Source organism: Alteromonas sp. ABH4_452, from assembly GCF_056311825.1.
Window position 1 is genome coordinate 1,380,603 of sequence record NZ_CM149973.1, and the last position, 13,751, is coordinate 1,394,353.

Annotated in this window: 12 protein-coding genes; 5 read left to right on the forward strand and 7 right to left on the reverse strand. The window is 44.3% G+C overall.

Annotated elements, in window-relative coordinates:
* Window positions 1-93: 93 nt before the first annotated feature.
* Entirely contained in the window at window positions 94-666 is a 573-nt protein-coding gene (locus ACYX4N_RS05895; RefSeq protein WP_476055918.1) for a DUF4124 domain-containing protein, read from the reverse strand.
* 295 nt (window positions 667-961) lie between these two features.
* Entirely contained in the window at window positions 962-2,371 is a 1,410-nt protein-coding gene (gene glnA, locus ACYX4N_RS05900) for a glutamate--ammonia ligase (RefSeq protein ID WP_020746516.1), read from the reverse strand.
* 460 nt (window positions 2,372-2,831) lie between these two features.
* On the opposite strand from glnA, the gene typA reads away from it, so the two are divergent.
* The 3 genes from typA to ACYX4N_RS05915 all read left to right on the forward strand — a co-directional run bounded on the left by typA (window position 2,832) and on the right by ACYX4N_RS05915 (window position 6,801).
* Window positions 2,832-4,664, forward strand: coding sequence for a translational GTPase TypA (typA, locus tag ACYX4N_RS05905; RefSeq protein ID WP_474871671.1), 1,833 nt, complete (start codon window positions 2,832-2,834; stop codon window positions 4,662-4,664).
* 316 nt (window positions 4,665-4,980) lie between these two features.
* Window positions 4,981-5,358, forward strand: a complete 378-nt coding sequence (locus tag ACYX4N_RS05910) for a response regulator (RefSeq protein WP_476055919.1) — start codon at window positions 4,981-4,983, stop codon at window positions 5,356-5,358.
* Window positions 5,359-5,625: 267 nt separating this feature from the next.
* On the forward strand, window positions 5,626-6,801 hold the full coding sequence (locus ACYX4N_RS05915; protein ID WP_476055920.1) for a MalY/PatB family protein: 1,176 nt from the start codon (window positions 5,626-5,628) through the stop codon (window positions 6,799-6,801).
* 50 nt (window positions 6,802-6,851) lie between these two features.
* Here the strand turns inward: ACYX4N_RS05915 and ACYX4N_RS05920 are convergent, their stop codons facing one another.
* Complete coding sequence (locus ACYX4N_RS05920) at window positions 6,852-8,048, reverse strand: Nramp family divalent metal transporter (RefSeq protein ID WP_476055921.1); 1,197 nt, start codon at window positions 8,046-8,048, stop codon at window positions 6,852-6,854.
* A gap of 252 nt (window positions 8,049-8,300) precedes the next feature.
* Between ACYX4N_RS05920 and ACYX4N_RS05925 the strand changes: the two genes are divergently transcribed.
* Window positions 8,301-8,984: a UPF0149 family protein gene (locus ACYX4N_RS05925; protein WP_474805192.1), complete on the forward strand. Its 684-nt coding sequence runs from the start codon at window positions 8,301-8,303 to the stop codon at window positions 8,982-8,984.
* A gap of 31 nt (window positions 8,985-9,015) precedes the next feature.
* Here ACYX4N_RS05925 and ACYX4N_RS05930 read toward each other — a convergent pair whose 3' ends face one another.
* From ACYX4N_RS05930 to ACYX4N_RS05940, 3 genes are all read right to left on the reverse strand, one after another.
* A complete protein-coding gene (locus tag ACYX4N_RS05930) occupies window positions 9,016-9,207 on the reverse strand; it encodes a hypothetical protein (protein WP_474805194.1) in 192 nt (63 codons plus the stop codon).
* 183 nt (window positions 9,208-9,390) lie between these two features.
* Complete coding sequence (locus ACYX4N_RS05935; RefSeq protein ID WP_474805196.1) at window positions 9,391-9,819, reverse strand: CopD family protein; 429 nt, start codon at window positions 9,817-9,819, stop codon at window positions 9,391-9,393.
* A gap of 1 nt (window position 9,820) precedes the next feature.
* Window positions 9,821-11,497: a chloride channel protein gene (locus ACYX4N_RS05940; protein WP_476055922.1), complete on the reverse strand. Its 1,677-nt coding sequence runs from the start codon at window positions 11,495-11,497 to the stop codon at window positions 9,821-9,823.
* A 105-nt stretch (window positions 11,498-11,602) separates the two neighbouring features.
* On the opposite strand from ACYX4N_RS05940, the gene ACYX4N_RS05945 reads away from it, so the two are divergent.
* Entirely contained in the window at window positions 11,603-12,310 is a 708-nt protein-coding gene (locus tag ACYX4N_RS05945) for a DUF6776 family protein (protein WP_476055923.1), read from the forward strand.
* Between the two features lie 125 nt (window positions 12,311-12,435).
* On the opposite strand, the gene ACYX4N_RS05950 is transcribed toward ACYX4N_RS05945, so the two are convergent.
* Window positions 12,436-13,686 carry a putative manganese transporter gene (locus ACYX4N_RS05950; RefSeq protein ID WP_476055924.1) on the reverse strand — a complete coding sequence of 417 codons (1,251 nt, stop codon included), beginning with the start codon at window positions 13,684-13,686 and terminating at the stop codon, window positions 12,436-12,438.
* Window positions 13,687-13,751: the final 65 nt, after the last annotated feature.

The window sequence follows — 13,751 nt, forward strand, 5'->3', positions numbered from 1 at the left end:
AGCTTGCAATGATGCGATGCGCGAGTAAGAGGCTAAGCAAACATAGTCTACTGAACCTCGGTGGTGCGCTTACAGAACAATGATTGCACGCTATTAGTTATTAATTAACGCCGATGCCTGATGTAGGTAAAGGGTTTGTTCTGGAGACGATGCAAGAGTCTTGCCCGTATTGTTCGTTAGCTCAACTTTGTAGGTATGTGCTCCACGATGGATACCTGAAAGTTTAAATACGCCTGAACTATTGCTTGCAAATGGGGCGTTATCGAAAATTAAGCGATAGATGGGCGCTTTGGGTGCACCAGTTTGTGCCGCAGAAATAATTAACTCACCTAGATTATTTCTAATAGTTGCTTCTGGTGCAGGAGATTTGATAACTACGCGATAATTTGGTTTAGGGGCATCAGGCTTAAGCGGTGGTGGGGGGGCAACTTTGGCTGCTGTAACTACGTTTTGCGTTTTATCATCGAATGCCAACGGCTCAGCATTTTTTTGCGGCTTATCGGTGAAAGTAATAGAGCCGTCTTTTCCTACCACCTTATAGATTGTTGTAGTCGATGGGGACGTCGTAGTCGATGCATCGGGAGCTCGTTCTGCCTCGTTCGTCAGTGGTTCTTGCTGCGCATTGTCTTGCTCTAAACCAAGCGTAGCGGCTTGCAAAGGTAACACTCCATTACTGCAACACAATAATAGGGAAGTTAAGCAGATATATCGCATCATGTTTTGCACGTGTTGTTACCTAATCATTGTATTTGAAAACTGCCAGCTTACTACTTTTATCATAAGAGGCCTGTGGCTAAATCTTTTAAGCGGTACTCAAATAAGGCAGCCCTTAGTTTACTGCCCAAGGTAAGCAAACGTATAAGCCACTTTTAGCGCAGACACAATGACATAGTAGTTAAATTGCAAACATAAAAAAAGCCCGCAGAGCGGGCTTTAGTATATATCGCTATACAGTGTGTTATTACACGCTGTAGTACATGTCGAACTCAACTGGGTGAGTTGTCATGTTAAGTTTAGTTACTTCTTCTGACTTAAGGTCGATGTATGCATCGATCATGTCGTCAGTCATTACGCCACCGGCTTTAAGGAAGTCACGGTCGTTATCAAGTGCTTCAAGTGCCATTTCAAGCGAGCTTGCAACAGTTGGAATTTCAGCCGCTTCTTCTGCAGGTAGATCGTACAAGTCTTTATCCATAGCATCGCCAGGGTGGATCTTGTTTTTGATACCGTCAAGGCCAGCCATTAGCATCGCAGAGAATGCAAGGTAAGGGTTAGCTGTTGGGTCAGGGAAACGTACTTCAATACGACGCGCTTTATCGCTAGTTACGTGAGGAATACGAATTGATGCAGAACGGTTACGTGCAGAGTATGCAAGCATTACCGGCGCTTCGAAGCCAGGAACTAGACGCTTGTAAGAGTTAGTAGAAGCGTTAGCGAAGGCATTGATTGCACGCGCGTGCTTGATGATACCACCGATGTAGTAAAGCGCTTCTTCAGAAAGACCTGCATATTTATCACCTGCGAAGATGTTCACGCCGTCTTTAGAGATAGACTGGTGACAGTGCATACCAGAACCGTTATCGCCAACAAGTGGCTTAGGCATAAAGGTAGCAGTTTGGCCGTATGCGTGCGCAACGTTGTGTACCACATACTTGTAAACTTGAATTTCATCCGCTTTCTTAACTAGCGTGTTGAATTCACAAGCGATTTCGTTTTGACCTGCAGTCGCTACTTCGTGGTGGTGAGCTTCAATTACAAGGCCCATTTCTTCCATAACCATACACATAGCAGCACGAATGTCGTGAGCAGAATCTACCGGAGGTACTGGGAAGTAGCCGCCTTTAACGCCAGGGCGGTGAGCCATGTTGCCGCCTTCGAATTCTTCACCTGAGTTCCACTTTGCTTCTGAAGAGTCAATCTTGTAGAACGAACCCGCCATATCTGTGTGGAAACGCACGTCGTCGAAAAGAAAGAACTCTGGCTCTGGGCCGAAGAAGCATGTGTCGCCGATACCTGTAGATTTCAAGTACTCTTCTGCGCGACGTGCAACAGAGCGTGGGTCACGCTCGTAACCTTCCATTGTTGAAGGCTCAACAATGTCACAACGGATGTTTACTTGTGTTTCTTCTGCGAAAGGGTCTACTACGCAGCTGTCTGCGTCTGGAAGAAGAACCATATCTGATTCGTTGATGCCTTTCCAACCAGCAATTGAAGAACCGTCGAACATTTTACCTTCTTCGAAGAATTCTTCATCAACAACACTTGCAGGAATTGATACGTGTTGTTCTTTACCTTTGGTGTCGGTAAAACGTAAATCTACAAACTTCGCTTCACTTTCTTTAATCAGTTCTAATGCCTTATCTACTGACATCGTGTCCTCCAGGTTTAATGTAAAAATGCGGAATGATCAGCTTCACTCCAACAGTGGCAAAAGTGAAAGCGATTATCATGCCATTTACAAGCATGCCGGTTTTTGTGGCATGGACAGGCATCTATCACTTCCATTTGAATAGCAATGCACCAGAAGGGTGCGTCAATGCTCCATAGTGGTGCTTTATTGTTACTTTTATGTCATCTAGCCTAGATCACTTTCTATCACACCACCACCGTCTCTGCTCAATTCGGTGCAATTAATATTGTCTATTTTTTAAGCTAAAGAGTTAATTCTAATAAAAGTGACTTCTTATCAAAAAAAGGTGCGCAAACGTCGTGGTTTTTCTGTACAATCCGCGCAAATTTCTCTATCTGCATTTTTTTGCAACAAATCTAATGCAGACTTATTCGATTCCCGAATTAAGTTGGCATCGATTTACACAGGCTCTATATTAAGCATGAATACCACTGATATTAGTAAATTGCGTAACATCGCAATCATCGCCCACGTTGACCACGGTAAAACCACCCTGGTAGACAAACTGTTACAGCAGTCTGGCACCCTTGAATCTCGAGGCGAGCAAGAAGAACGTGTAATGGACTCGAACGACATCGAGAAAGAACGTGGCATTACCATCCTAGCTAAGAACACAGCGATTAACTGGAATGACTACCGAATCAACATCGTAGACACCCCAGGACACGCTGACTTCGGTGGTGAAGTAGAACGTGTAATGTCAATGGCTGACTCTGTACTTCTACTTGTAGATGCACAAGAAGGCCCAATGCCACAAACGCGTTTCGTTACGCAAAAGGCATTTGCTCAAGGTCTTAAGCCAATTGTTGTTATTAATAAAATCGACAAGCCTGGCGCACGCCCTGATTGGGTAATGGATCAAGTATTCGACCTTTTCGATAACTTAGGCGCAACTGATGAGCAGCTTGACTTCCAAGTTGTTTACGCTTCTGCACTAAATGGCTGGGCATCACACGATGCAGACGAGCCTCAAGAAGACATGAATGCACTATTTGAAACTATCGTTGAACAAGTTTCTGCACCTGATGCAGACGTAGACGGTCCTTTCCAAATGCAGATTTCTCAGCTTGATTACAACTCATACGTAGGTGTAATCGGTGTGGGTCGTGTTAAGCGCGGTTCAGTTAAGCCAAACCAACAAGTGACTGTTGTTACTGCTGATGGCGAAAAACGTAATGGTAAAGTTGGCTTAGTTTACGGCTATCTTGGTCTTGCACGTCATGAAGTTGAATCAGCGCATGCTGGCGACATCATTGCTATTACAGGTCTTGGCGAACTTAAGATCTCTGACACAATCTGTGACCAAAACACAGTTGAAGCGCTTCCGCCACTTACGGTTGATGAGCCTACTGTAACCATGACCTTCCAGGTAAACACGTCTCCGTTTGCGGGTAAAGAAGGTAAGTATGTAACGTCACGTAATATCCTAGAGCGTCTTAACGACGAACTAGTACACAACGTTGCGCTTCGCGTTGAAGAAACTCAAGACCCTGATAAGTTCCGCGTATCAGGTCGTGGTGAACTTCACCTTGGTATTCTTATTGAAAACATGCGTCGTGAAGGTTACGAGCTAGCTGTATCTCGTCCAGAAGTAATTCTGAAAGAAGTTGATGGTGAAACTCAAGAACCTTACGAAACACTAACGATTGACTGTGAAGAAGAGCACCAAGGCTCAATCATGGAACAGCTTGGTCTTCGTAAAGCCGAAATGACCGATATGTCTCCAGATGGCAAAGGTCGTGTACGTATCGACTTCATTATTCCAAGCCGTGGCCTAATTGGTTTCCAAACAGACTTTATGACAATGACGTCTGGCTCTGGTTTGCTTTACCACACGTTCGATCACTACGGTCCATATAAGGGCGGTATTATCGGTAAGCGTAAAAACGGTGTACTTATCGCAAACGCAAACGGTAAAGCATTAACTAACGCCCTGTTTAACCTGCAAGAGCGTGGTCGCCTATTTATCGGTCACGGTGTTGAAGTGTACGAAGGTATGGTTATTGGTATTCACAGCCGTGACAATGACCTAACTGTAAACGCACTTAAAGGTAAGCAGCTTACAAACGTTCGTGCCTCTGGTACTGACGAAGCGCAAACCCTAGTTCCACCAATCAGAATGTCTCTTGAGCAAGCGCTTGAGTTCATCGATGATGACGAACTAGTAGAAGTAACACCTGAGTCTATCCGTATTCGTAAGAAGCTTCTTACAGAAAACGAACGTAAGCGTGCATCACGCGCACCTAAGTCTTAATATCCTTTAAGACTACATCGACTTTAAAAATGCCAGCTTTTGCTGGCATTTTTTATTTAGCGATTGAATTTTAATAAACCAATATTTGCCGCTAGGCTTTCCTATTTTTGAACGGTTGAAGGTTTTCTTTTCGAAATCACCAACTCAGTTAATTCACTGTAATAGTGAACATCGAAAAGCGTAAATATCGACCAAAGGTTAGTGGTCAAACATGCTTAGAGCTTCTATGCTTATTCAAGTACATGTTTACGCATTAACTCGTAAGCTAAGTCGTTGTAATATCGACGGCTAATGACCTAACAAAAGGGGAAGGGTAGTGTTTTCTGTAGCCGTTGTTGAAGATGATCCTATTACGCTAGACCTTATTACTGATGCCTTAGAGACGCAGTTAGACGCTACTGTTTTTCCATTTACGCGTAGTAAATTTGCAAGAGATTTCTTGCTGCAACAAACTTCCGACACTATAAGCTTGATCATAAGCGACCAAATAATGCCGGATTATGACGGGCTTAGCCTTTTAAAAACTTGTCAGTCGTCTGGTTTGGACGTCCCTTTTTTGCTTATTACTGCCGACCCTAACAAAGAGCTCGTTATTGAAGCACGTAAACTTCAAGTATCAGGCTTTTTAGCTAAACCCCTGAATATGGAAGAGCTGGTTCAAAAGTCGAAAGAAGCAGTCACACAAGCAAATTAGCCTTAAAGCTTTTTTGACATGGCACGGCTTCACTGACGCGACCACTTAATAACGAACACACAATAGCGAAAGTAAACAGGCTTTCACCGTAACCCGGTATGAAATGGAAGAGTCCACCTTGGCATTGCTCATTTAGCGCCTAAACTTTACCTCTATAAAAGTACATTTCGATATAGCAAATCTGAGTTAATTCATCTTAAGCCCCTAGTTTATGAGGCGCTAAAATTCTACACTGGTGTCATAAGTTTTTGAGCAACAGGATGTAATGTGAGCGCCTTATTCGATAATACCCCTTCTAGAAAAGATACGTTTTCGTTCAAATGGCAAAAGTACAAAGGAAAAGACATCATTCCTGCTTGGGTGGCTGATACCGAGTTTCGATGTGCTCAGCCAATCTTAGATGCCATCTCTGGTCAAGTTGAACATGGCAATATGGGGTATATACTGCCTGCCCATCACGCTGGTGCTATTCAGGCTGTAGTACGATGGCTTAAAGACAAGCATAATTGGGAAATCCAGCCCGAGTGGCTAGTGTGGACACCAGGAGTTGTACCTGCGTTCAACGTAGCGTGCAAAGCGTATTGTGACCCCGGCGATAAAGTGCTTATTCAAACGCCTAATTACCCGCCACTGCTGGCGGCGCCAAAGCTAAACGGCCTAGAGCGAGTAGATATAGGTACGGTTGTAGAAAGCGCGAACGGTGAACGTTTAGATAGAATCAGTGAAGTCGATGGAGCGCGCTATACACTGGACTTTGACGCGTTAGAAAAAGAAGCTGCGGATCCTAAGTGCAAGCTGTTTATTCTTTGTAACCCAATGAACCCTGTAGGTTCGGTACTTTCAAAAGCGGAGCTGGACCGCATTGCCGAAATCTGTAATGCGAACAATGTTAAGCTTTGCTCTGATGAAATACACTGTGACCTTATTTTAGAAGACGGGAAGCAGCATATCCCAGCAGGCCGCGAGGCTAATCTTGCTGAAAATAGCGTAACGCTTATGGCTGCCAGTAAAACATTCAATATTGCGGGGTTAGGTACGTCTTTTGCCATTATTCCTAATCGCCAACTGCGTCAGGCATTTACTAATGCCGCAGCAGGCATAGTGCCGTGGGTAACCGTATTAGGCTTAGCGGCAACAGAAGCTGCATTTACTCAGTGTGACGATTGGCATCAGCAGCAGCTTAGCTACTTACGTGAAAACAGAGACATGGTGTTTAACACCATCAACAGTATTGACGGGCTTAAAATGCTAAAAGCCGATGCGACGTTTCTAGCATGGGTAGACGCCAGCGGGCTTGGCGTAGAAAACGTTCAACAGTGGGCGGAAGAGAAGGGCGTTGGCCCATCTCCGGGTATTGATTTCCACAAAGCGGATCATTTCAGAATCAATTTTGGCTGCAGCAAATCCATGCTTCAAGACATACTCCAACGTCTCGCCAGCTAAAAAAAACTGTGGGGTCAGAGTCAGGACTCTGACCCCACACCTCAAAGGTGTTAGCTGAAAACACCGATCAGTTTATATAGGCCTAAACCAATCACTGTGCCTACTACCACAAAGCCTGCCAGATTACTTTTCCACGTGTTTCTAAACTCACCCAGCGCTGTGCTTTTGTTCATAACGACCAGCAAAAATATCGCGATAATAGGTAGCAGTAGGGCATTAGTTGCCTGCGCAAACAAAATAGCAGGTAGGGGCTTAAAGCCAAGTGCTGCAACACTTACCCCTACAACAATGATAATGAACCAAACAGCTTTAAAGCTTTTACTTTGCATATCATCAGATAGTCCTAGCGCGCCAGTTACGGCATAAGCGGCGGCTAAAGGCGCTGTAATGGCGCTGGTTAAACCGGCTGCGAACAAACCTAATGCAAAGAACCACTGTGCTTTGTCACCTAAAACCGGTTTTAGCTGCTCGCCCATGTTCGAAGCGTCCATAGTGGCCGCTTGATTGAAGAACGCCATCATTGCTGTTGCCATTACGATAAGGGTAATAAGCCCTCCCATACTGATTGCCCTAGCCGACTGGTTTCGACAGGCTATTACGGCGTCATTTTTATCCTGCCCTTTTGACGATTTCGCAACTAGGCTGGCGTGAAGGAATAAGTTGTATGGCACAATGGTTGTACCAATGAGGGCTAGCACAGTGGTAATAGCATCTGTGTCTAGTCGCGGTGAAGTAAGCTGGCTAAACATAGCAGCAATATCAGGCTTGGCTACAAGCAGCGTCACTAAAAATACCCCCGCCATGATAAAAACAAGATACACCAATACTGTTTCTATCCACTTGTAGCTGCCTGACCATAGCAACACAATTGCGATAGTGCCTAATATACTGGCCCACGGACCAATGCCTATATTGATAAACGCGTCCAGGCCGATTGCTGCGCCGGTTAGGTTGCCCGATTCATAGGCTGCGTTACCAATGCCAATAGCGCTAACAATGAGCACAATGAAGGCGTTTTTAAGCCATGGCTTATACGCCATGTTTTTCATTGCGCTTGCCAGGCCTTGGCCACTTGCTACACCAAGACGTGCCGCCATGTCTTGCAATACTATGGTTGCAAAAATGGAAAAAAGTAGCGCCCATACCAAGTGAAAACCAAAGTTTGCACCCGCCAAGCTTGCTGTAGTTACTGTTCCAGGGCCAATGAAGGCGGCCGCGATGATATATCCTGATTTATCTTTTGCCATTGCAACGACTCTTAGTTAAGTTTTGCTATCATGACAATAGGTGGGCGAGCACGCAACAGTACCGCTAAACCAATACAGTAACAGATTGGTTTTAAACCTATTGTCGCGTACCCAGTGCAAAGGACTTATTTTTTCTGCGTGCCTAACCCCAACTATGTGGGAGAAGTATAAGGTCAGAAAACACGCCCTCTGCAAAGTGGCCGCGCAGACTACCGTTTCGAGAAAGAGAACGCAAATTAAAAAAGGAAGGTAATGATGAAAGACGGGTTTCCAGTACACATCATCAGCGATATTGTTTCGCATCCCAATTTCAAAAATGTACTTCCGAATGCTTATCAGGTTGATGGGATGATCTTTGCGGTTGCCGCCGCACCAGAAATCCCCATGCCCGAGCAATGGATGCCTTGGCTCATTCAATCTAGTGATAGCAAGCTAGTAGATAAAGATGTCGATAAGCTTGCAGATACCCTGATGAACGGCTTGCGCTCCCATTTAGATTTAATGCGCCAGAGTAAACCACCTTTATCTAGTGAACTCACCGAAGCGATAGAAGTGAAAGGAGTGATGAGGCCTTCAAAGGAATTAGAAAGCTGGCTGAACGGGCTTTTACAAGTACATAAGCAGTTAGAGCCAGTGTGGCAAAATGCTTGGAACCATCTTGATAAGCGCTCTGCACAGAATACAAGTGACGACAAGGATAAACTAGCTGAACCTGCGGAGGCGAGGTTGTCCCGTTGTTTAAAACTTTTTTCAACGCTTGCCAATATAGAATTGGCTTTGTCCTACAGAAACGAAACGCAAGTTGCACAGCTTGAAAGTAATATACACATGCTTGTTAAGCAGTTGCCATCGGTACTCGCAGATTACACAAAGTTATCCGGAGAGCTGGCGCAAGCACTACCCAATCAATTCGAAACCTTTAACAAAGTTACTTAAGGCTTAATATAATCGGTCTCACCGTAGCTGGTTAACGCTGCCGTTGCTGTTGGTGACGTTGATTTAACGTGTGTTTTAGCGAAGCCGTGTAGCTATCTAGCTCAAGTTTCGCCTTCTCGTATTGCTCATTTAACAGTATAGAGGCTGGCTCTCTCATTAGCGCCTTAAACGCAATATCCGTCTGTTGTAGTAGGTGTTTGAGGTGTTGATTACTGTCATCCATGGTAAACATTCCGATAAAAACAATTCAATAAACCCGATATATCGTGACTCTCGGGCGGCTATGTGTGATGTCTACAACACTCTCTACATAAAGATTCAAAAACTTTTTTGCATCACACTGTAGTACGAATTCCTTGAATACTGACTTCCTTACTGACTATGGATGTCTGCGTGTAGCTAAGCCCTAGAAGGGTTTAACTACAGCTAGACATACAACTGCGAGAATAATTAACACTGGGGCTTCATTCAAAAAGCGATAGAAGCGTGGAGTGTGCCTATTTTCATCTCGTGCGAACTGCTTCATCAACTTAAACAAATAGAAGTGGTAAGCGTAAATAGCAAGTAGCAGCAGCAATTTTATGTGAAGCCATCCTGACATTTTAAACCAGGTGCCACCATAGCTGACAATAAGCGCAACGCCGAATGCCAGAGTTAATAAGGCGAATGGAGTAACGAAGAGCCACAATCGGCGCTCCATAACTTTAAATTCATCTTTAACTATTTGAGACTTAGTCGTGGCGTGATAAACGAAAAGTCGTGGTAAATAGAAAAGACCTGCCATCCACGCCAGCATGAAAAAGATGTGCAGTGCCTTAAACCATAAAATGTACATATTAGTAGTGTGCCTTTTGTAAGAAGCTTTGCAAAATATTCCAGGTTACTACGCCAATGATATCGTTAAGCTCCTGATCGTAAATATAAACTGCGCCAGAGCGCGAATTTTTAAGATGTTCGTATACTTCGTGCAGCGTAGACTGCGCGCTGATGCCTTCCATTTCATAATAGTTTAACGCGGAGGCATCGTGTTCCAAACTTACATTGTATTGGACCAGTTTATACTGCACATCTATTTCAAATTTTGATTTCTGAATGACAATTTTTGTCGGATCGCCTTCTAAATAGTTAATTAGCGCTTGTTCTGGGGCATCGTGAAAAAGCTTATAATCTCTATTCATTGCTGCCAGTACACCGGTCTTTTCAAGAGCCTCTCGGATAGATGAAATGGCGTATGGTAGATTCTGATAGTCAAGCTGACGTATAAAAATAGAGCGGTTGCCGAAAAACTGCGTTGAAGTTACGTAAGCAGGTACTATCACCAGCATGGCTGGCAGAATGATTTGAGGGCTATAGGAAAGCTCCATAACCGCAGATAGTGCAGCGAGAGGCGCGTGTAATACCGCCGTCAACATACCCGCAATACCTAGCAATGCGAAGCTGTTAGTGAACTCAGGCACGTTGATAAAGTAGGATAGCGGCAATAAAAGCACGGCACCAGCGAGCATACCGATAACCATCACCGGGCCTATGATCCCTCCAGGAATACCAAGGCCGATAGCAAATACCGCTAAGATAACCTTAAACACAAGGGTAGATACCAACAATAGCGCGCCAGGTGAACTATCGAATAAGTGCTCTACATCGATAAAATTCGCCCCAAGTGCCTCAGGTATAAACATACCTATAGTACCGGTAATTAGCGCTGCAAGTATTAAACGCCACACCATAGAAACCGGTCGGAACCAGGTCATAACACGCATAAGTTGGCTATTAAAAAGCACAGCCAACATACCCAGTAAAATGCCTAACAGTACTAAATAGAAATACATCCACTGGCTAAAGGCATTGAAAGATAAGAACGAAAGTTCGTTGACCTCTCCAAATACAATACGGGTAAGCACAGAGCCACAGGCTGCGGCCAGCATAATAGGTACAAATATGTGGATTTTGTATTCTCGAAGCACGACTTCCATTACAAAGATAACGGCAGCGAAAGGGGTATTAAACGATGCAGAAATGCCCGCAGCAATGCCACAGCCTGCAAGAATTCTAATACTGTTATAGGGCAGACGAAGCCATTGCCCAAGAAAACTACTGCCCGATGCTCCCATATGAACAGAAGGACCTTCTCTTCCTACGACGAAGCCTCCAGCAAGCGCTAGCATACCGCCAAAGAACTGATTGATGGTCGTTCGAAACGGAATATGACCGTAATAGTATTTTACCCGGTGAATAACGAAAGGAATACCCAAGCGGTAGTGTTTGAAGCCAGTGAGAAAAGCAATGAATAGTATTAAGCCAACACTAATAAGCGGCATGATAAGCCACACTAACCAGTCGTAAGCAAGAACTGACTTAAGCGACGATACCCCTGTTTCTTGAAGCCATTCAACGCATAGTCGAAACAGTATGATAATAAGCGCCGCGCAGGTTCCCCCTACAATGCCCAGCATGCACAACTGAATAGTAGTGCGTGGATGAGCTAACTCCTCTCTTAAAGCCTGCAAGCGCATGTTGTGGTACAGTAGATTAACGTAGCTAGCAGCTTACCATAAACACTTAAAATTCATAATATTTAGAACGCGTTAGCGTTTTTGTAGTTTTTTATTGAAGAAATTATGACGACAGACCAATTAAAAAAATTTTTAGGCAACTATAAATGGACCTTGATGGTAGCGCTCATCATGTTCGTCATGATTGGGTTCGGTTACAAGCTGGCGCGAATTATTGACGAAGGCGACAGCAAGAAAGTGCAGGCTCAAAAGGAAACTATTGCTATTTTGTCTGAAGAAAATAATGCGCTAACGACGAAAGTAAATCAGCTTGAAGTAGCCGTGGAACTTGCCTCACTCGAGTCAGAAAATATCGCAAAAACGTTAAGTGAACAGAAGAAAGAGCTAGAAGCACAACAAGAGCTGTTAAGCTTCTATGAGCGTGTTATGGCGCCCGAGAAAAGCGATGACGGCTTTGCTATTGAAGGGGTAGAGATCTTTAAATTAAGCGATACATCATATCAGCTCAGGTTAGTCTTACTGCAATCTAAACAGAGAAAAGCAGTGATAAATGGCAACTTAGATATTGCTATTGTAGGCAAAAGAGATGGAAAGCCTGTTAGGCTAGAATCTGGCAGTTCAAGCCTACTTGCTGAAGACGTTAAGTATCGTTTTCGTTTTTTCCAAGCGGTTAACGTAACGCTTAATATCGAAGAGGATTTAGATGTAGAGTCTATTGATTTTACTACACGGGTTTATCAATATAAAACCCGCAAGGGCAACTATGAGGTTAGCGTCCCATGGAGCGAAGCGCTTTCAGTTGACGTAGAGTAAGTCTCTAACAACCATAGTTTAGCTAAGCACATAGCTAGGTATACTTAGGTTTTCCACACATATGATTTATTCACGCCCATGGTTTTGGTAAGTAAAAGCTTAATAATTACTAGGGCATGATCTTGTTAATATTCAAACAGGTACCAGTAGCCATAGCCTACAAGAAAAGCTGGAATGGCAGAGTAGACAGTAGCGATAAGGGCTGCCTTTGGTGAAAGCGCGATAGCGGGAAACAAGGCATCGCCATCGTTACTAATCGCGTTGCCTAATTGAGCTGAAAAAGGGACTGCGCCATTTAAATACAAACTGGTGACCAATATTTGAGGGCCGCAGCCGGGTAGAAAACCTATAACAATAGCCAAGCCGACCAAGCCAGGTCCCATAGCTTTAAGCATTCCCGCTATGTCTAGTCCAAACCAGACAACAGAAAGCTCGAAAATCAAAAATGCGAGTATCACCCATGCCAATACAAATTGCGTATCTAATGCGGCTTTTTCCTGCCACTTAGGCGGGGACGGAATGACGTCTTCTTTGGCAATAGAGGCGTATCCGCTTCCAGAACCACATAGTGACCAAAGCACCAAACTTGCTATACACAAACAGGCGCCAATTAGTGTTAGTGTATTCTCACTGATAGCCAAGTAACGGTGAACGGGGAGTTGAAACGCCATCGCTAAGGCAATTGCTAGCGACGGTAAGCTCACAATCATCCAGAATGCTGTAGATAGTGAAGCGGCTTTATGGCTTAGTGCTTTCGGTTTATCTGTGTTCAGGGGCTCTTGGTTAGAATCAACAGTTTCAGGTGCTCGATAATTATGGAATTTATTAACCACTAATCCCGTTGCAGCGCCTACGGTGACACTTACTGCCATTACCGTTAACGCATCTAATGGTGCTTGGGCTAGTAATAGAAACGCCGCATCTCCCATGGTGCTGGTTAATACCGCTACCACGGCTCCAAAACTGGTAACACCTCGTGTGTACTGGGTTACTACAATAATTGCACCACCACAGCCGGGTAAAGCACCAAGCAGTGCCGAAAGGCCTACCTCGTGGACGGGGTGGGTTTTCATGTAGTTGCCAATAGCATCGGCTGAGACCCGCAATGTGGCCACGTAATAAAGTGCAAGCGATGCATAAACAAATGCTGCTACTTGGAAGTATGCGTCTGATAAAACTGAAAGCGTCACAGAGCGGGTACTGCTGTAAGTGAGTAGGGCGATAACTAATAGCGGCATAAGCAGACGCTTGTTAGCTAACAGCGGGTAAAGAGTGCTTTGCATAAAACCTTGAGTAAAGCCACCAAGAAAACGTGGCCGATAATTATCGCGCTCCAACGCTTTTGCATTTTTCGATGTGTGGGACGCTGTATTCATTACAACTTCACTCTTAAATTACTGAACACTGTTTTGAAGGCGCACAATTGAAAGTGCGCCTTCCG

Bases quoted from the DNA above. Each gene is read 5' to 3' on its own strand.
- glnA (WP_020746516.1), bottom strand. From the start codon at position 2,371: ATGTCAGTAGATAAGGCATTAGAACTGATTAAAGAAAGTGAAGCGAAG.
- typA (WP_474871671.1), top strand. From the start codon at position 2,832: ATGAATACCACTGATATTAGTAAATTGCGTAACATCGCAATCATCGCC.
- ACYX4N_RS05920 (WP_476055921.1), bottom strand. From the start codon at position 8,048: ATGGCAAAAGATAAATCAGGATATATCATCGCGGCCGCCTTCATTGGC.
- ACYX4N_RS05925 (WP_474805192.1), top strand. From the start codon at position 8,301: ATGATGAAAGACGGGTTTCCAGTACACATCATCAGCGATATTGTTTCG.
- ACYX4N_RS05930 (WP_474805194.1), bottom strand. From the start codon at position 9,207: ATGGATGACAGTAATCAACACCTCAAACACCTACTACAACAGACGGAT.
- ACYX4N_RS05935 (WP_474805196.1), bottom strand. From the start codon at position 9,819: ATGTACATTTTATGGTTTAAGGCACTGCACATCTTTTTCATGCTGGCG.
- ACYX4N_RS05940 (WP_476055922.1), bottom strand. From the start codon at position 11,497: ATGCGCTTGCAGGCTTTAAGAGAGGAGTTAGCTCATCCACGCACTACT.
- ACYX4N_RS05945 (WP_476055923.1), top strand. From the start codon at position 11,603: ATGACGACAGACCAATTAAAAAAATTTTTAGGCAACTATAAATGGACC.
- ACYX4N_RS05950 (WP_476055924.1), bottom strand. From the start codon at position 13,686: ATGAATACAGCGTCCCACACATCGAAAAATGCAAAAGCGTTGGAGCGC.